This window comes from Mahella australiensis 50-1 BON (assembly GCF_000213255.1).
Taxonomy (GTDB): Bacteria; Bacillota; Clostridia; order Mahellales; family Mahellaceae; genus Mahella; species Mahella australiensis.
Genome location: NC_015520.1, coordinates 1,537,285 through 1,556,688, shown reverse-complemented (window position 1 = coordinate 1,556,688; position 19,404 = coordinate 1,537,285). Strand labels below are relative to the sequence as shown.

Annotated in this window: 16 protein-coding genes and 1 pseudogene; 13 read left to right on the top strand and 4 right to left on the bottom strand. The window is 42.2% G+C overall.

Translation table 11 applies throughout. The features are described from left to right. Positions 1 to 2: 2 nt before the first annotated feature. The 5 genes from MAHAU_RS07385 to cwlD all read left to right on the top strand — a co-directional run bounded on the left by MAHAU_RS07385 (position 3) and on the right by cwlD (position 5,715). Positions 3 to 1,190, top strand: coding sequence for a phosphoglycerate kinase (locus MAHAU_RS07385; protein ID WP_013781100.1), 1,188 nt, complete (start codon positions 3 to 5; stop codon positions 1,188 to 1,190). Between the two features lie 88 nt (positions 1,191 to 1,278). After that, positions 1,279 to 2,028: a triose-phosphate isomerase gene (gene tpiA, locus MAHAU_RS07380; protein ID WP_013781099.1), complete on the top strand. Its 750-nt coding sequence runs from the start codon at positions 1,279 to 1,281 to the stop codon at positions 2,026 to 2,028. Positions 2,029 to 2,039: 11 nt separating this feature from the next. Next, positions 2,040 to 3,581, top strand: coding sequence for a 2,3-bisphosphoglycerate-independent phosphoglycerate mutase (gpmI, locus tag MAHAU_RS07375; RefSeq protein ID WP_013781098.1), 1,542 nt, complete (start codon positions 2,040 to 2,042; stop codon positions 3,579 to 3,581). Positions 3,582 to 3,599: 18 nt separating this feature from the next. Continuing rightward, positions 3,600 to 4,889: a phosphopyruvate hydratase gene (gene eno, locus MAHAU_RS07370; RefSeq protein WP_013781097.1), complete on the top strand. Its 1,290-nt coding sequence runs from the start codon at positions 3,600 to 3,602 to the stop codon at positions 4,887 to 4,889. Positions 4,890 to 5,010: 121 nt separating this feature from the next. Then, positions 5,011 to 5,715 carry an N-acetylmuramoyl-L-alanine amidase CwlD gene (gene cwlD, locus MAHAU_RS07365; protein WP_013781096.1) on the top strand — a complete coding sequence of 235 codons (705 nt, stop codon included), beginning with the start codon at positions 5,011 to 5,013 and terminating at the stop codon, positions 5,713 to 5,715. A gap of 50 nt (positions 5,716 to 5,765) precedes the next feature. Here the strand turns inward: cwlD and MAHAU_RS07360 are convergent, their stop codons facing one another. Next, a complete protein-coding gene (locus MAHAU_RS07360) occupies positions 5,766 to 6,281 on the bottom strand; it encodes a hypothetical protein (RefSeq protein ID WP_013781095.1) in 516 nt (171 codons plus the stop codon). An 897-nt stretch (positions 6,282 to 7,178) separates the two neighbouring features. Between MAHAU_RS07360 and epsC the strand changes: the two genes are divergently transcribed. Genes epsC through MAHAU_RS07340 form a run of 3 tightly spaced genes read left to right on the top strand, consistent with a single transcriptional unit; the run spans position 7,179 to position 9,632 of the window. Continuing rightward, positions 7,179 to 7,880, top strand: a complete 702-nt coding sequence (gene epsC / locus MAHAU_RS07350) for a serine O-acetyltransferase EpsC (protein ID WP_013781093.1) — start codon at positions 7,179 to 7,181, stop codon at positions 7,878 to 7,880. Next, positions 7,834 to 9,237 carry a cysteine--tRNA ligase gene (gene cysS / locus MAHAU_RS07345; RefSeq protein WP_013781092.1) on the top strand — a complete coding sequence of 468 codons (1,404 nt, stop codon included), beginning with the start codon at positions 7,834 to 7,836 and terminating at the stop codon, positions 9,235 to 9,237. Before epsC ends, cysS begins: the two co-directional genes overlap by 47 nt. Further along, a complete protein-coding gene (locus MAHAU_RS07340) occupies positions 9,222 to 9,632 on the top strand; it encodes a Mini-ribonuclease 3 (RefSeq protein ID WP_013781091.1) in 411 nt (136 codons plus the stop codon). Before cysS ends, MAHAU_RS07340 begins: the two co-directional genes overlap by 16 nt. Here the strand turns inward: MAHAU_RS07340 and MAHAU_RS07335 are convergent. Next, on the bottom strand, positions 9,627 to 11,405 hold the full coding sequence (locus tag MAHAU_RS07335; protein WP_013781090.1) for a GGDEF domain-containing protein: 1,779 nt from the start codon (positions 11,403 to 11,405) through the stop codon (positions 9,627 to 9,629). The genes MAHAU_RS07340 and MAHAU_RS07335 overlap by 6 nt on opposite strands. A gap of 226 nt (positions 11,406 to 11,631) precedes the next feature. Here MAHAU_RS07335 and MAHAU_RS07330 point away from each other — a divergent pair, with 226 nt between their 5' ends. Further along, the gene (locus tag MAHAU_RS07330; protein WP_013781089.1) at positions 11,632 to 12,936 is read left to right on the top strand and encodes a PhoH family protein; all 1,305 of its coding nucleotides are present in this window, start codon (positions 11,632 to 11,634) and stop codon (positions 12,934 to 12,936) included. A 66-nt stretch (positions 12,937 to 13,002) separates the two neighbouring features. Beyond that, positions 13,003 to 13,857, top strand: a complete 855-nt coding sequence (locus MAHAU_RS07325; protein ID WP_171804970.1) for a Cof-type HAD-IIB family hydrolase — start codon at positions 13,003 to 13,005, stop codon at positions 13,855 to 13,857. Here MAHAU_RS07325 and MAHAU_RS16035 read toward each other — a convergent pair. Then, entirely contained in the window at positions 13,824 to 14,483 is a 660-nt protein-coding gene (locus MAHAU_RS16035; RefSeq protein ID WP_013781087.1) for a lytic transglycosylase domain-containing protein, read from the bottom strand. The genes MAHAU_RS07325 and MAHAU_RS16035 overlap by 34 nt on opposite strands. A 415-nt stretch (positions 14,484 to 14,898) precedes the next feature. Then, positions 14,899 to 16,235: pseudogene (locus tag MAHAU_RS07315) on the bottom strand (ISNCY family transposase). Positions 16,236 to 16,397: 162 nt separating this feature from the next. Between MAHAU_RS07315 and MAHAU_RS15010 the strand changes: the two are divergent. The 3 genes from MAHAU_RS15010 to MAHAU_RS07300 all read left to right on the top strand — a co-directional run bounded on the left by MAHAU_RS15010 (position 16,398) and on the right by MAHAU_RS07300 (position 19,390). Further along, entirely contained in the window at positions 16,398 to 17,069 is a 672-nt protein-coding gene (locus MAHAU_RS15010) for a hypothetical protein (RefSeq protein WP_013781086.1), read from the top strand. A gap of 121 nt (positions 17,070 to 17,190) precedes the next feature. After that, on the top strand, positions 17,191 to 18,573 hold the full coding sequence (locus MAHAU_RS07305) for a radical SAM/SPASM domain-containing protein (RefSeq protein WP_013781085.1): 1,383 nt from the start codon (positions 17,191 to 17,193) through the stop codon (positions 18,571 to 18,573). A gap of 211 nt (positions 18,574 to 18,784) precedes the next feature. Continuing rightward, positions 18,785 to 19,390 (top strand): ECF transporter S component, encoded by a 606-nt coding sequence (locus tag MAHAU_RS07300; RefSeq protein WP_041643946.1) that lies wholly within the window; start codon positions 18,785 to 18,787, stop codon positions 19,388 to 19,390. Positions 19,391 to 19,404: the final 14 nt, after the last annotated feature.

Genomic DNA, 19,404 nt, shown 5'->3' with positions numbered 1-19,404 from the left:
CCATGTTGAACAAGAAGACCATAGAGGATATCGACGTAAGCGGTAAAAAGGTATTGGTAAGGGTAGACTTTAATGTGCCGCTGGATGAAAACAGACGTATAACCGATGATAGGCGCATAAGAGAAGCATTGCCTACCATAAAGTACCTTATAGATCATAATGCTATGGTTATACTGGTTTCCCATCTGGGACGCCCCAAGGGTAAATTCGATGAGAAATATAGCATGGCACCGGTGGCGGAAAGGCTGCAGGAACTGTTGGACAAGCCTGTTGTTCTCGCTAAAGATGTTATAGGAGATAGTGCCAAGGCTTGTGTAGCTGCTATGAAGCCAGGCGATGTGGTGCTCTTGGAGAACGTACGTTTCCATGCGGAAGAAGAGAAAAACGATACCGAATTTGCCAAAGCCTTGGCAAGCTTAGCAGAGATATACGTAAACGATGCTTTTGGAACAGCTCATAGGGCACACGCATCTACAGCGGGAGTAGCCGCTTACTTACCCGCTGTGGCAGGATATCTGATTAAAAAAGAATTGGATATTATGGGTAAAGCCCTTGATAATCCTGAGAGGCCATTTGTAGCTGTGCTGGGCGGTGTTAAGGTGTCCGATAAGATAGGCGTTATAAACAACCTTATCGACAAAGTGGATACGCTTATCATCGGCGGTGCTATGGCTTATACGTTCTTCAGGGCTAAGGGTTATTCTACCGGCAGTTCTGTGGTGGAAGAGGATAAAATCGATTTAGCCAAAGAACTTATGGCTAAAGCTCAAGCTAAAGGAGTTGAGCTTTTATTGCCGGTAGATAACGTCGTGGCTAAAGAATTCAAAGCCGATGCTGAGCATAAAGTCGTGCCCAGTGAAGCGATGCCGGACGGCTGGCAAGGTGTGGATATAGGACCAAAGACCATAGAGATGTTTTCGAAAGTTATAGAAAATGCTAAAACTGTGGTATGGAATGGGCCTATGGGCGTATTTGAGATGCCGGCTTTCGCTAATGGTACCAGAGCTATAGCAGAAGCGATGAGCCGTTGCAAAGGTGTTACGATTATAGGAGGTGGCGATTCTGCTGCTGCTGTAGAGCAACTAGGCTATGCAGATAAAATGACGCATATATCTACTGGTGGCGGTGCTTCATTGGAATTCCTGGAAGGTAAAGAGCTGCCAGGGGTAGCTGTGCTAAACGACAAATAAATTCGCCCCCTAAATTTCATATAGATTACCCAAATCAACCTCGCTCGACATGCATCGAGCGAGGGTAATTGGGATGTGAGGTATTTTTATGAGGAAGCCAATTATTGCTGGTAACTGGAAGATGAACGAAACTCCAAGTCAAGCTGTCGCTTTGATAAATGAAATAAAGCCATTAGTGGCGGATGCAAAGTGTGAAGTAGTGGTGTGTCCGCCTTTTGTGTGTCTACCGGCAGCTAAAGATGCTTTGAAGGGCTCAAATATAAAGCTTGGTGCGCAAAACATGCATTGGGAAGAAAAAGGTGCTTATACAGGTGAGATATCAGCGCCTATGTTAAAAGAAATTGGGGTAGAATACGTTATAATAGGGCATTCTGAGCGACGTCAGTATTTTGCGGAAACCGATCAAACGGTTAACAATAAAGTATTGGCGGCATTTACACACGATCTCACCCCCATAGTATGCGTAGGAGAGACACTGGAACAGCGTGAAGCTGGGCAGACCGAAACATTGGTTAGAAATCAAATTAAAGAAGCTTTGGAAGGATTGGTGACCGATGCGGTACGGCAGGTAGTTATAGCATATGAACCTATATGGGCTATTGGTACCGGCCGCAATGCGTCGCCTGAAGATGCTAATGACGTTATAAAGATAATACGCGATACTGTAGCTGGTATGTTTGGCCAAGATGTGGCCGAGGCCGTGAGGATACAGTATGGTGGAAGCGTCAATGCCAAGAATGCTGCCGATTTGCTGGCCATGTCCGACATAGATGGCGCATTGGTAGGAGGAGCCAGCCTAAAGGCTGAAGACTTTGCCATAATAGTTAAAGCTTATTGAAAGGAGAAAATATGCCCAAGGATTTAGCCATGTTGATTATATTGGACGGATTTGGTATAAGCAAAGCAAGAGAAGGTAATGCTATATATGCTGCTAACAGGCCAAATTTAACCAATTATTGGAATATTTACCCACATACTACTATTTACGCCAGCGGCTTGGATGTGGGTTTGCCTGAGGGGCAAATGGGCAACTCCGAAGTAGGACATTTGAATATCGGTGCTGGACGTATCGTTTATCAGGACCTGGTTCGTATAACCAAAGATATCAAAGAAGGGCCTTTTTTCGAGAACCCTGAGTTTTTGGCGGCCATAGAAAATGCAAAAAACCGTAATTCTGCCTTGCACTTAATGGGCTTGGTATCAGATGGTGGCGTACACAGTCATATAGAGCATTTGTATGCCTTGCTGGAATTGGCTAAAAACCATGGCTTACAAAAAGTTTATGTGCATTGCTTTTTAGATGGTCGAGATGTGCCCCCTGCCTCAGCTAAAATATATATAGAGGCTTTGCAAAGCAAAATAAATGAGCTTGGCATTGGTGATATAGCTACCGTGATGGGCCGCTATTATGCTATGGACCGCGATAAGCGCTGGGATAGGGTGAAAAAGGCGTATGATGCCATGGTGCTTGGAGAAGGCTATAAAGCCGTTAGCGGTCTGGATGCCGTAGATATGGCTTACAACCGTGGAGAAACCGATGAGTTTGTGGTACCGACGGTAATAGAAAAAGACGGTCGGCCGGTGGCAACTATACAACCACATGACTCTATTATATTTTTTAACTTCAGAGCTGATCGAGCACGTGAAATAACCAGCAGTTTTATAAAACCTGATTTTGATGGTTTTGAAAGGGCAAAGGGTTATTTCCCGGTATTTTTCGTTTCTATGACGCAATATGATGCGACATTTACCAATATATCGTATGCGTATCCACCCCAAGAATTAAAAAATACATTTGGAGAATATATAAGCGGGCTGGGATTGAAACAGCTCAGGATAGCTGAAACCGAAAAGTATGCACATGTTACATTTTTCTTCAATGGCGGCGTGGAGCAGCCGAATGAAGGTGAAGACAGGGTATTGATACCATCGCCAAAAGTGGCTACTTATGATTTAAAGCCTGAGATGAGTGCTTTTCAAGTAACCGAGGAAGTGATACGCCGTATAGAATCGGATAAATATGATACGATCATTATAAATTATGCCAATCCAGATATGGTGGGACATACGGGTATTATGGAAGCGGCTGTAGCCGCCATAGAAGCGGTAGACAAATGCGTGGGCCGCGTTGTGGAAACTGTGCGCGGCCACGGAGGAAAGGTTATAATAACGGCTGATCACGGCAATGCTGAGCAGATGGTGGATTATGCTACAGGCGAGCCATTTACAGCTCATACATCCAATCCGGTGCCTTTCGTATTAGTGGACGATAAGCGCAAAACTGTTAAACTCCGGGAACAAGGACGGCTGGCTGATGTAATACCTACTCTATTGGAGATAATGAATGTACAAAAACCCGCTGAAATGAGCGGGCAAAGTTTGATAGTATAAAGAAAGGAGCAATATAATATGAGCGAGATAATAGACATACTGGCTAGAGAAATACTGGATTCAAGAGGTAATCCTACCGTCGAGGTAGAAGTACTGACGGAAGGTGGATTCGTAGGCCGCGCCGCTGTACCATCAGGTGCATCGACAGGCGCTTTTGAGGCCATTGAATTAAGGGATGGCGATAAGAACCGTTATATGGGCAAAGGTGTATTGCAGGCTGTTGATAACGTCAATAATGTTATAGCGCCAGAGCTCATCGGCATGGATGCCATCGATCAGGTAGCCATCGATAAGCTTATGATTGAACTGGATGGCACTCCGAACAAATCGAAGCTGGGTGCTAATGCTATATTGGGTGTATCATTGGCAGTGGCAAAGGCTGCTGCAGCCAGCGTGGGTCTGCCTTTATACCAGTACATAGGCGGCGTTAACGCCAAAGTGCTCCCCGTGCCTATGATGAACATATTAAATGGCGGCAAACATGCTGATAACACGGTGGATATACAGGAATTCATGGTAATGCCGGTTGGCGCTCCATCGTTTAAGGAAGCTTTGCGCATGTGCGCCGAGGTCTTCCACACGCTGAAGAAGGTATTGAGCGATAAAGGCTATAGCACCGCCGTAGGCGATGAAGGAGGCTTTGCGCCCAATCTTAAGACCAACGAAGAGGCCATAGAGGTTATACTGGAGGCTGTGGAAAAGGCAGGCTATAAAGCAGGCGATGATATACGCATAGCCATAGACACAGCAGCCACCGAATTGTACGATGAAAAAGACGGTAAGTATCATTTCCCGGGCGAGGGTGTTGTTCGTACATCGGAGGAAATGGTGGATTTTTATGAGCATCTGGTCGATAAGTACCCGATAATATCATTGGAAGACGGCGTAGCCGAAGAGGATTGGGAAGGCTGGAAACTATTAACTCAGCGCTTGGGCAAAAAGATACAATTGGTGGGTGATGACCTATTCGTAACAAATACAGAGAGGTTGTCCAAAGGTATCGATTTAGGCGTGGCCAATTCCATACTGATAAAGGTCAACCAGATAGGATCACTGACCGAGACGTTGGATGCCATTCAGATGGCCAACCGCGCCGGTTATACCGCTGTGGTATCCCATCGTTCCGGAGAAACTGAGGATACAACCATAGCCGATATAGTAGTAGGCGTAAATGCCGGGCAGATAAAGACCGGTGCACCATCCCGCGTCGACAGGGTGGCCAAATACAACCAGTTGCTCCGTATAGAAGAGATGCTCGGAGATACTGCCCAATATTTAGGGCTCAAAGCCTGGTTTAACTTGAAGTAATGATGGCCCCCGCAGTAGCACATACCGCGGGGGTTTTTATTTTTATGAGAACCATGCATTATGGACAAGAAGGCTGAATAGCATTATATTGAGATCGGTAAAAGGAAAGGAAAGCACTCCGTTGATTATAATAGATCTATCCAGAATTAAAAGGATAAGGATGGCGGTGGTAGCTGCAGCTATTCTTGTAAGCATAATGGTGTGGAATCTTTCATACACGAGCATTATGGAGACATTTAAGGATAATGCTAAAGGCATTATAGTCATCGATGCCGGTCATGGCGGCAATGATATGGGGGCCAGCAGCAGAAGCGGCGTCAGTGAGCGCGACATAAACCTTATCATAGCGAAAAAACTCGAAGGATTGCTACAACGCGAGGGCTTTAAGGTGATACTTACGCGCCGGGATGAGAAGGCCATAGCTCCGACCAAAAGCAAGGATATGGCCAAAAGGGTGGATATAGCCAATAGTTCCGACGCTGACATATTTGTGAGCATACATCTCAATAAATTCTCGCAGTCACAGTATTATGGCGCTCAGACGTTCTACATGGAAGGATCACAGCAGGGTGAAAAGCTGGCCAAGGCTATACAGTCGCGGTTATTGGAAGAATTGGATAGGGGCAACACGCGCCAGGCCAAAGCCTCAAACAGTTATTACGTTATACGCAATGTCAAGATGCCTGCCGTCATAGTGGAATGCGGTTTCTTATCCAATCCCGATGAAGAGAAACTGCTGCAGCAGGATGAGTATCAGCAGGATATAGCCCATGCTATATACATGGGCATAAAGGACTACTTTTCAGCTGCTGCCGGCACACCTTAGCGCATTTTTATTTTCTTTTTGCTGTAAAAGTCAAGATATATGTATATCGGTTATGTGTCTATACTAAACATATACAAAATTTTGCTATCTTCATCGTATATAGCTAAGCTAAAATTGAACGAATGAAGGCTATCAAGAGCTTGTGGATCATTGCTCTCAAGCACATTTACATTATCGCCAACTAATCTCCAATATCCGTTTATGATTTTCGGCATGCCGGTTTCTTTTGCAAAACCACCGACTTCAGCTGTATCACCGTACATAAGATGGCTTAGTGGTGCAGATAGCGGCAAGCGTTTCCAATCGCCGGCTTCAATAATTGATGAAATAAATTGTTCGCCTTCTTGACTGGAAAAACTATAACGATATAACAGCTCTCCCTCATATGGCACACCGCCATAATCGTCATACAATGTAGCTAATGCTACATCATTAGGAAGATCCACTTTATATTGCTTTTCAAATACACGTACCCTATCATCTGTATCCATATGAGCGACTATTGCTACAACAATTATTATAGTAACAAATAGACCCATACCTATATAAAGAAACTTTTTTGTCATTAATTTTTCCTCTCTTCATCTTCTAAGAATCAATAAAGCTAATTTCTACATCAATAGGATGCAATACTGCTGTCTGCTGACATAGCCAAGCTCAGTCATTTAGAGCAATTGACTATTTTATATAACCAAATATTGTACATATAATGCTGACAAAAGTAGTAGGGATATCAAAGCAAATTATAAATCCGCTTTTAACAGAAAAATCCCATATGCTTTCTAAATTGAAAACTATATCAGGGTCTATTAAATAAACGATTAAATATGGTATAAAAAAAACTGTAACTATGCAAATCGGAACTATTAAGAAATACAATTTTTTATTATATCTCTTGTAAATATTTTCAAATACTTTAAGCACTATTATAGGATATATTATTGATATCACAAAGCCGACAAAAGTAATTATATTACCGATATTAATGTCCATTTTATCCTCCATAATTATGTTACTAATTTAATTAGTTCAGTAGGCTCTACAAATATTACTTATATATATAAGACGCATTTTTGCCGTAAAAGTTTCATTTGAGGAAAATTTTTTACGCTTACGTCCACGTTTTATTGAGTATTGACACCGCGTGATGCATATAATATAATAAAAGCAAGTTAAATTATAGCGCTTTGCTTGGAATTTGTAAAGGCGTTGAACGGGCAGATGGATATAAAAGCAGTCACAGAGAGATGCCGTCACCGGCTGAGAGCGGCATCGGCATGAGCCTATATCCTGTGCGCTCGGGAGCCGTTGCCCGAAATTGCAGTAGGGTAAACCGTTTGGCAGCGTTAATGCTACATGAGTGGAATACAGCGATATAGTATAGCGTATTCAAACAGAGTGGAACCGCGAGCCTTCGTCTCTGAAAGAGATGGAGGTTTTTTGGTGTATGGAGGGGAGTATTTATGTTTAAACGCTTGAGCAGCGATATAAGGGGAATATTGGATCGTGACCCCGCAGCCAGAAATGCTCTGGAAGTAGTGCTGTGCTATCCCAGCTTTTGGGCTGTGCTTATGCATCGCATAGCGCATTTCTTCTATAGGCATGGTTGGTTTTTGCTCGCGAGGCTTATTTCGCAGACCAGCAGGTTTTTCACCGGGATAGAGATCCATCCGGGGGCTAAAATAGGCGAGAGGTTGTTTATAGACCACGGAATGGGCGTGGTTATAGGAGAAACTACAGAAATAGGCGATGATGTGCTTATATATCAGGGGGCTACACTAGGGGGTACCGGCAAAGACAAGGGCAAGAGGCATCCCACAATAGGCAACAATGTGATGATAAGCGCTGGAGCTAAGGTGTTAGGGCCTATAAAGATAGGAGATAATTGCAAAATCGGTGCGGGTGCCGTAGTATTAAAGGATGTTCCGCCCAACTGCACGGTTGTGGGTGTACCGGGACGCATAGTAAGAAGGGATAATATGCGCGTTGATGCTACTGCAAGCCAATGCGACATGGATCAGATACATTTACCTGATCCCATGCTGAATGATATAAACTATTTGATGAATAAATTAAAAATACTTGAAGAAAGGATAGCAGAGTTAGAGGTAAAACAAGATGGTAAGGCTATACAATACGCTGACAAGGAAGCAGGAAATATTTGAACCGTTAAACGATAATACAGTAACGATGTATGTGTGCGGTCCCACCGTATATGATTATTTTCATATAGGCAACGCCAGGCCGCTGGTGGTATTCGACACGTTGAGGCGCTATCTTGAGTATCGCGGTTATAAAGTGAAATACGTTCAGAATTTTACCGATATTGACGATAAAATGATAAAGCGCGCCAACCAAGAGGGCATTACCGTAAAAGAGCTAGGCGATAGATTTATACAGGAATATTTCGTGGACGCAAAGGGCCTAAATATACGGCCGGCGGATGTTCATCCACGGGCTACCGAGCATATAACCGATATGATCGAGTTTATAAAAAAATTAATCGATAAGGGTGTGGCATATGTTGTAGATGGAAACGTATATTTTGATACATCGAAGTTTCCCCAATATGGTAAACTGTCTCACCAAGATTTTAATGAGATAGAAGCCGGGGCTCGCGTGGAGGTTAACGAAAGCAAACGTAATCCGATGGATTTCGTATTGTGGAAAGCTCAAAAGCCCGGAGAACCTGCATGGGATAGCCCGTGGGGCATGGGGCGTCCCGGATGGCATATGGAATGTTCTGTTATGTCTATGAAATATTTAGGTGATACTATAGATATACACGGCGGTGGTCAGGACCTGATCTTTCCGCATCATGAGAACGAAATAGCCCAGAGCGAGTCCTTAACTGGCAAGCCCTTGGCGCGATTTTGGTTGCATAATGGTTATATAAACGTCGATGGTCAGAAAATGTCCAAGTCGCTGGGCAATTTCTTTACAGTGCGGGATATATCCAAGGAATATGACCTTGAAACAGTGCGCATATTCATGCTGTTATCCCATTACCGCAGCCCGATAAATTTCAGCCATCAATTGCTGGAGCAAGCCAAGAACGCTTTGGCTAGGTTGTATAATGTTAAATTCCGACTGGAAGATATAAAAAATAGCAGCGATATAAGCGCTGTATCGGAGCAGGAACGGGCATTTATAAATGATATGCCCAGATATAGGCAAAAGTTTATCGAGGCTATGGACGACGATATGAATACAGCTAGCGCTATGGGCGTTATATTCGATTTGGCAAAAGACGTTAATATACTTATGGCCGATGGTGCTTCAGCAGAATTCGCCTCCGAGGCATCGGATATGCTTAAGGAATTGACCGGCGTCATGGGATTGCTTTACAAAGATAGCGCCTGTTCACAATTGGATAATGAGATAGAACAGATGATACAAAAGCGCCAGCAAGCCAGAGCTAACCGAGATTGGGCTACCGCTGATAGGATAAGAGATGAATTAAAGGCGATGGGTATAGTGCTGGAAGATACACCGCAGGGCGTAAGATGGAAGAGAATATAACGAGTAGGTTGGAGCGTTGCCGGCATGATATGTCACCGTCAACGCTGGCATATATAGGCGATGCCGTATACGAGCTTTTCGTTCGCACGTATATGGTAACGCGATATGATATATCACCACATGAACTCAATAAAAAAACAGTGGCTCTGGTTAATGCCAAAGCCCAGGCAGAAATGCTTAAGCGCCTGGAAGGCATGCTGAACGAGCAAGAAATCGATATAGTAAGGCGCGGCCGTAATACAAAGTCGAGCAACGTGCCGCGCCATACTAGTCCAATACAATACAGATATGCCACTGGATTTGAAGCTTTAATCGGTTATCTATATCTAAAGGGAGAATATGATAGGCTAAAATACCTGTTGGAGCTATGCTTAAGCGATGATAGTATATCATGACACCTGATCGATTATATAGCAGCTTCCCTGGCATTTCTTGCATAATTTCTTCACACTGCTGGCTACTTCGCTTAAATTCTCCACGCTGGTATAGCACCTATCTTTGTTGGTTGCGACTGCTACCGAAAGGCTCATCAACGGGAACTGCTCCTCTATGCCATATCGATTCTTGGTTACTATATAACCTTTACGCTTATCATCTTCGGTATAAAGGTCTTTTACATTAGAATCAAAAGTCTTTATGATATGCTGGCATATCGTTTCGATATGTTCCGTATCATGTATTATCGCAATGAAATCATCGCCGCCTATATGTCCTATGAAGGCGTTGGGCATTATCTCATCGCTTAGCGCCCTATTTATGATATCGGCTGTCATCAAAAGGGCTTTGTCGCCGTTTTCAAAACCGTAAACGTCGTTGTACTCCTTGAAGTTATCTATATCTATATACAATACAGCAAACGGCACGTTATCATCTACGATTATCTTCAAGTTTTCCTCTATTATCATATTGCCGGGTAGACCGGTTAAGGGATTGCAATGTTTGGCCATATTCAATTCTATCTGCGTAGTGCGATCCAATAAATCCTTTATTGTAACAATACCACAATAATGCTTATTTTTGGTTACTATGATATAATCGTACAGATGATCTTCATGCCTATTGGTAGCTAGACGCGATACTTGGTCCAAAGGCATATCATAATCTACTATCAACGGATGAGGGTCCATCAGCAACGTTACCGGTCGTTTCATAAATATAGCGGTGCCATACGGATTGGCTATCTGAGCAAAAAAACGTTCTCTCATCAATAATCCAACCGGTTTAGCATTGCTGGTTACAGCCAAGCCCTGTATGTTAGGGTTGCGCTTGAATATGTTATTTGCCTCTGTACCGGTAGTTGTAATGTATATAGGCGGGTCCTGACGCATGATCTCTCCTATAGATATAAATTTTGGTGTATTGGAATAAAAGCTGCGTCTTTGCTGATTGCGTCTTAAAATAGCCTCTTTTATATTTGGCGATAGCCTCAAAAATCCCTCTGATGGCCTTTGGAGCAAGTATCCTTGACCGTATTCTATACCTATATCTATGAGACAATTGAGCTCATCTAATGTCTCTATGCCCTCAGCTATTATCTTTATGCCTGTTACTATGGAAAATTGATGGAATGTCTTCATCAACGCTTGCCTTAAGGAATCCTTATCTATGTTCCTGACCAGCTCCATATCGATTTTTATATACTGAGGATGCGTTTCGGCCAGCAGCGTCAGGCCAGAGTAACCGGCGCCAGTATCATCTATAGCAATCTTGTAGCCTTGGCTCTTATAGTGATCTAAAATAGATCGGAAATTTTTCAAATCCTCTATAGCTGTTTTTTCGGTTATCTCAAATATGAGATTTTGAAGCGAGAGACCGTATTGCTTTAATATTTCATGAGTAAATCCTTTTTTAAAGTTCTCATCTTTTATGATGTTAGGGTCTACGTTGAGAAATAATATGCTATTCGATAAAATGCTTGCTGCTCTTTCCATGGCCAGCGTACGGCACAATAATTCAAGCTCCCATAGCATGTCCAATTGCTGGGCAACGCTAAAGAGTTCTCTGGGGGTTTCCAATGATGAACCGTAGGGCCCTCTACTTAACGCTTCATATCCTATTATTTGGGCATTAACAAGTGATACTATCGGCTGAAACACCGTCCTTATATTTTTTTGGCTTATTATATGTTTGAATTCATCGCGGATATCCATAGTCGGATCATCTTTCATCGCAAAAATTCCTTTTTATCATTATTGCTTAAGCACTTGCGTTTATTGGTAGCCAAGCAGTAATTCAATTATAATACAAAACGTATTTCAAATGAAGATGTATACGATTAAGATTCTGTAAAATTTATGTTAAGCTATGCCCATAAAAATTAACATAGATTTAACTCGTTGAGCATAATAATTTGTTATCATAACAATAGATAGATGTAGCAAAGGAGGATGCTGTTTGACTAAAATTTATGTGCTGGATACCAATGTCCTTTTGCATGATCCTGAAGCCGTATTCGCCTTTCAAGATAATTGTGTCGTTATACCTATAGCCGTGGTAGAGGAGATAGACAATCAAAAAAACCGCCAAGATGAGATAGGCGATAATGCCCGATGTATATCGCGCATAATGGATACCTTGAGGGCCAGAGGCTCATTATCTGACGGAGTATATACAGACAGCGGTGGTATCATAAAAGTGGAGCTCAATCATCAATCACCAAATAATCTTCCGATAGGATTAAGCAGTGAGAAATACGATAATAGAATACTGGCAGTAGCATATAGCTTAAATGTTGAAAATCCAGGTTTGGTAAAGCTGGTCACAAAGGATATAAATCTTAGGATAAAAGCCGATGCTATGGGACTAGAGGCTGAAGATTACAAAAATGACAAAGTAGATGTAGCTACCTTATTCAGTGGCGTTAAAACATTGCAAGTAAACGCCGAATGTATAGATGATTTTTATAAGTATTCACGGTTATCAATAGATAATGTTGACTTTTTGCCCAATGAATTTGCAGTTTTGACAGATTATACTAATCAATCCCATTCCATGCTGGCTCGTTATTCTATCAAAGAAAAATGCTTAATTCCGCTTTTTTATAAAGATCTTGAAATATGGGGTATAAGACCGAAGAATAAAGAACAGCGTTTTGCTATGGAGCTCTTACTAAATGCTGATATATCTCTTGTAACATTGAGCGGACAGTCTGGTACGGGCAAAACGCTTTTGGCTTTAGCAGCCGGGCTCCACGAAGTTGTAGAAGAGAAACGATATAAGCGGCTGCTTGTGACCAGGCCGGTGGTGCCGTTGGGCAGAGATATAGGCTATTTACCAGGCGACAAGGACGAGAAACTGCGCCCATGGATGCAGCCGATCTTCGATAACTTGGAGTATCTTTGCCAATCCGATATAAGCAGTAGAGACTTGGTGCAGGAATTTCAACAACGAGGAATGTTAGAGATAGAGGCTTTGACATATATAAGAGGTCGCACGTTGCCTAATCAGTTCATCATATGCGACGAAGCTCAAAATCTCACACCACACATGGTCAAAACCATTATAACGAGGGTAGGAGAAGGGTCGAAAATCATATTTACCGGCGATCCTCAGCAAATCGATAACCCCTATTTGGACATAAGTAGCAATGGCCTCACATACCTAATAGACCATCTAAAAGGTCAAGAGGTTTCCGGTCATATTACGTTAATTAAAGGCGAACGCTCTAAGTTGGCAGAATTGGGAGCTATGTATCTGTAGTTGATATGGGAAGGCGCATATGCTAAAATAAAATGCGAAAGAATAAATGATATGGAGAGTAGTTTTGTGTCAAATGTTTTGAAATATAAGATGCTTGCCATAGATATGGATGGAACATTATTGGATTCAAACGACGATATAACGGAAGCAAACTTACATGCCGTGAAAGATGCTTTGAATCAAGGAATAAAGGTGGTGATCGCTACAGGCAGGATTTTTGCGGCGGTTAGGCATTATGCCAATATATTGGGATTGCAAACCTATGTCATCTCATCCAATGGTGCTGTAGTAAGCGATGCCACGGGCAGTAATATTATATACACTAAACCTATGGATGTTACAGCAGCAGCCAGGTGTATAGAGGTAGCTAAAAAATATGATATATATTATCATCTTTACTCTAATGATGTGCTCTATACTGAGCAATTAGCATACTCCTCTTGGGGATATGCCAAGCTGAATGAGAAGCTTCCGCTTGAAGAACGAATAGCCATACGGCATGTAGATGACGGTGTGGATTTTGTCTTGCGCAGTGGTTGTGATATAGTAAAGCTTGTGATGATCGATGATGATCTGGATAAATTGGCAAAGGCTCGAAGTGAGGCTATGAGTATACCGTCGTTGGCTATAAGCGCATCTATGCCCAATAATTTTGAAGTTATGGCCGAAGGTGTGAGCAAAGGAAAGGCGCTGCAAATGCTGGCACAACATTATAATATAGCTATGGAAGAAACAGCGGCTATAGGGGATAGCGAAAACGACTTATCTATGCTCGAATGCGTCGGCTTACCTATAGCTATGGATAATGCTATAGACGCCGTAAAAGAACTTGCCAAATATATTGTCCCTTCAAACAATCAGGATGGCGTAGCCTATGCTTTAAGCCATTATATCATGAATGAGGTTTGCCCCCCATTATAATCGTCGATATAGCGCGACACTTTTTTAACATAATTTTGTGTTTCAGAATATGGAGGTATGCCTCCGTATTTTTCTACGCTGCCCGGCCCGGCATTATATGCCGCTAGAGCTAATGATACGTTACCAAAACGCTCCAACATATTTTTTAGGTAACGCGTACCGCCATCAATATTTTCCAATATATCGAACGGATCTTCTACTCCCATAGCTTTGGCCGTAGAGGGCATCAATTGCATCAAGCCTAAGGCTCCCGCTGATGATACGGCCTTAGGATTAAAGTTCGATTCGGCCTTTATTACTGCTGCGATCAACGCCGGATTTATATCATATTTCTGAGACATTTGCGATATAGCATCGTTTATTTCGCTTGGCAAATGTTGAAGCCGAAAAACGGCATCCAGGGATTCGGTGTAAGATTGAGCGTCGATAATTTTCCATGGAACGTCGGGCGCATAATATTTAACCTGTGCGCTTACGGCAGAACGTGTCATTACTTGTTGTCCTTGCTGCATTTTAGCGTTAAACACCCTGCCGAAGTTTATCTGCTGTATATTCCTTGCTGCTTCGGGTAATCTCTCATTTATCTCGCGTACCTTGGATAAAAATATGTAATGTATGTTCAACAAAAATCACCTCACTATTATTTTTCGGCAACATGGTGCTATAAATTTATAGAGGATTATTTCATTGGCAAAATAAGCTATGTCAATAGTCAGCGAAAATGTCATAGTAAATGGCTGATATTTATTCAGCGAAAATTTCATAACGAGGCATAGATTTACTATAATTGGAACATTAAATATAGATTATATTACAGTAAGCTGGTTATATAACTTTAGCAACTTACATTAATATGATATGAGAACATATATTACCACCAAATGAGCAAAAAAGATAATACTATCTTAAGGCTTACTGCTTTGCTAAATTCTAGCTGCTCCATTCCCGTGCGTAAAGGGTAAAATAAACAAGCTCCGCTTGCCCTTGACGCACGTTCATTTCGCAGCTATTATATAATTAGGCTGTAAGCCTTAATACTGGCTAGTGCCAGGCGCGTGAGGAATTATACAGAGCCTCTAAAATCTCTCTGTCTGATTCCTCATACCAATATGATGGCGCCTTCTGCCAACCTTGTTTCCAAGGATGAGTGGGAGAAGGCTTATAAGGCTTAGCTGTGCTCGATGAACTTGCCTTATTAGCTTTCTGAGCTTTCTTAGGCGGTTCATCGAGCTTTTTCACAGCATATATATTATTGCCATACTGCACCGTATACCTATCCTGGGGCTGGTAAGAACCGTTATCTTAGCTCTAGGAACGATAGGTGCAACGGTTTTGCCATCATCACATACAACTTGATAATATTGGCTGTGTAGAGAAAATACGCCGCCATTATCAACTTTTCTAGATAACTTAACACAAAGTATATTATCTAAGTCGATATCCGGCGGTGATTCTCTAAAAGCAGGCTCGGGATCTTGAGGCTCTATGGCGAACCTTTTATTATATCTCTCCAGGAACTTAGGCAAAAACTCATTGGCCTTTTCCATAGAATCAATGCCATAAATCCTCAATTCTGCCCTGAGCCTATCCTGCAAAGTATTCCATAGCCTCTCTACGCGGCCCTTAGCCTGAGGGGACCTGGCATTAATGATAGATATACCCAATGTACTCATAGCCATTTGGAACTGGGTTTCATTTACCACTTTACCCTCAAGCTGCTCCTCGATAGAGATTTTACCCTTATTAGGAGAAGCAAATATAGTATGCTTATCGGCATATAGAGATATAGGGATACCATATTGGCCAATGATGGTACGCATGAGCTCAAAATAGCCATTCATACACTCGTTTTCAGTAAAATAGAGCGCGAGGACCTGACCGGTGGCATCGTCTATGGCACCGTGGAGAGCCATATTACCTACAGAAGGAATCCATTCAAAAGAGGTGCAATCGATTTGCACCAACATGCCAGCCTGAGGCATACGTTCCCTTCTAGCATGAATCTTACGAGGGCGTCTATGCTTTCTAGGGCTTTGAATACCGGCCTTATCAAGGATTCTATAAACCGAGGAATTACTAAGAATAATACCCTTATCATCCTCAAGCAAATCTCTAAAATGAGAGAAATTCGTATCAAAATACTTTTCCTTCCTCAAAGTGAGGATATGGTTTACTAGCTCATCGCTTAAAGCATTAGCAGGTTTACGGCCTCTGTTCTTATGAATAACGAAAGACGCACCTTGTTCTTTAACCCCCTTCTTAAGTCTAAATATTTGACGAACACTGAGGTCTAAAACCTGCGCAGCTTCACTTGCGGTTAACGTCCCATCGATGACTTTATTAATAACAACAAGTTTTTGCATTTCGCTCTCTGTCATACAATACTGTTCCTCTCTCCTCATAATGACATTATCGCAGAATAATTTTACTATGACAATATCATAGAATAATAACATTGGCAAAATAAGCTATTGACAAATGAATATATTTCTATTATTATAATAACAAGATATTTTTTGGTTTTTTGGGAGATGATTTGAATGAAGCTGACTGGACGGCAACAGGACTTTTTGAACACTATAAATCAGCTTTATGGCCAGTTTAAGCGTCCAGTGCATTATTCCGAAGTGGCAGATCAATTAGGTGTGAGCAAGTGGACAGCTTACGATGTCATGAAGCAGTTAAACGAGTTGGGTATATTGGATGTTACATATATAGTAAGAAACGATAATATGCCCGGACGCTCAACTGTTGGTTTTATACCTGTTGAAACGGGATGTGGAAGTGCGGTGACTAGCGATGATAAATGGAAACTAGTAGAGGAAAGCCTGTTGGTAAAGATTAGGGAGGCAAAACATGAGAATAGAAATCGCGTTTTAGAGGATATCATTGAAGAAATATCGCATTTAGACGATTCTCTGGTGTTGTGTGCCTACACTATAGCCCTTTTAATGGTAGATCTAGGGGACGAACTAAAAAAAGAGGAAATAAATGATAGCTTAAAAGAAGTTACTAGGATGAAGATTAAAGCAGAACTAAAATTGTCAATACTTATAGGTCTACTGATAGGCCAAGCTATGAAAACGGGCAAAAATAAAGCTATGATCCAAAATATTATGCAGTACATAAATAGGCTTCAGCATAATATATCGGATATATCTATTGAACAGCAAAATATGCTATGGGATTTTGCTGTAAACACTGTCACTTAAGTGTGTCGAAAAGAGGGGAGATTTATGGTGGTTTATATAAGATCATGTGGTAGAGGCCCTTAGCGTTGTGGATATGTTGTCACAGCTATATAATCTGTTTATAGAAAGGTGGATATAAATTATGAGTGCAGCGACTAAGATATTAGGAGAGGCGGTTCTGAAACAGGGGCTAAAATACTTGGGTAAAGATCCCGAGAAGAATCTTCCTAAAATGCTTAATTGGGCTCAAAAAATAGCCATACGTAAACAAGATAAGGAAACTATAGAAAACTTAAAGAAGTATGTTCTTGATCCCAATAATAACTGGCATAAATTTGCCGTAACCTTGCTGACACGAACCGACCCACATGTGGCGGAGAAAATAGGCGTTAATTTCTTTCTTAATGCTAGCTTACTTGGTACGCCGAAACAATTGGAATTATCTGAAAAATACGATATAAACGTTCCGTGGGCTATATTGATAGACCCGACGGCTGCGTGTAATCTCCGCTGCATAGGATGCTGGGCGGGAGAATATAAAAAGAGTGCCAGTTTGGATTATGAAACCTTGGATCGAGTGATAGGTGAGGCTGAGGATCTTGGGATATACTTTACTATATTTTCCGGTGGCGAGCCTACGGTGCGCAAAAGGGATCTTATAAGGTTGGCTGAAGCACACCCGGATTCAGTATTTCTGTCATTCACTAATGCCACGCTTATAGATGAGCCGTTTATTGAAGAAGTAAAGCGTGTGGGTAACCTTGCATTTGCCATAAGCATAGAAGGCTTTGAGCAAACTACCGACGAGCGCAGAGGCAAGGGCGTTTACCAAAAGGTTATATCGGCTATGGAAAAATTGAGGGATGCCGGTTGCATATTCGGTTTCTCTACCACTTATAAGCATGGCAATATAGATGAGGTTTCATCCGATGAATTCATCGACTTAATGGTGGAAAAAGGCTGCGTATTCGGTTGGTATTTTACGTACGTACCCGTGGGCAGAGATGCTGATTTGGACTTGATGGCCACGCCGGAAGAAAGAGCTACTATGTATAAGCGCATAAATGAAATCCGATCTACCAAGCCTATATTCGTATTGGATTTTTGGAATGATGGCGAGGCTTCTATGGGTTGTATTGCTGGTGGCAGGAGGTATTTGCATATAAATGCTCACGGAGATGTAGAGCCATGTGCGTTCATACATTATGCCACTTGTAATATCAAAGATACGACGTTATTCGAAGCGCTTAAATCGCCGTTAATGCAAGCCTACAGGAAACGCCAGCCTTTCAACGAGAATATGTTGCGGCCGTGCCCCATGCTGGATAATCCCGAACAACTTAGAGAAATGGTGCGTGAGGCGAATGCTTATTCGACGCAGTACGATGACCCTGAACCGGTCGATGAGCTGGCCGATAAGCTCAAACCGTACTCAGAGAAATGGGGCGCTGAGGCCGACGAGATATGGCAAAAGCATTTGGAGGAAAAGCAAAAAGCTGAAATAGCAGCTTCTAATCAAAAATGAGCACGTTTAGTGCTCATTTTTGATATGGAGAAATGAGATGACTTAAACTTCGGCTGTTAAGATAGCCGAAAAATATCCTTGCGGATGAAATATTTAAGTGGTAAAATATATATCAACTAGCTAGTATCTCATGGAACTAGACTGCTGCAGTCAAAAAATAAAATAAAAACGTCTGGTATCCTTTTAAGGAACTCGAACGGAGGTGTTTTTTATGCGCATTGATACGCGCAAGTTGGTTATAATAGGCGTGCTTTCTGCCATATCTATCGTACTTGGACTAACGCCTGGCTTGGGCTTTATTCCCATACCGCCGGCCAGTGCAACGACTATGCATATACCGGTGCTTATAGGAGCAATTTTAGAAGGTCCATTGGTTGGTGCTCTTATCGGATTGATATTCGGTGCATTCAGTATGCTTCAAGCAGTGATGCATCCCAATGTTTTGTCCTTTGCATTTTTGAATCCATTGGTAGCCGTATTGCCCAGGATATTGATAGGCGTGGTATCGTATTATGTCTACAGAGCGGTGTTGATATTATGGCCTAGGAACGACGCAGATAAGCGCTTGACAGTTGCCAATACGGTAGCAACGGGCATAGCCGCCGCCGCGGGTACAATTACCAATACTGTTGGCGTGTTAGGTATGATATATATCATATATGCCGCTCGTGTGGCTAAAGCCATGGGCATAAGCGAAGCTGCCGCAGGCGGAGCAATAGCGGCGATAGGTTTAACCAATGGCATACCGGAGATAATAATCGCCGTTATAATAACGATTGCAGTGGTAAGCGCTGTGCGTAGAATAAGCAGGCAGTAAATCAAAGCGGAGGA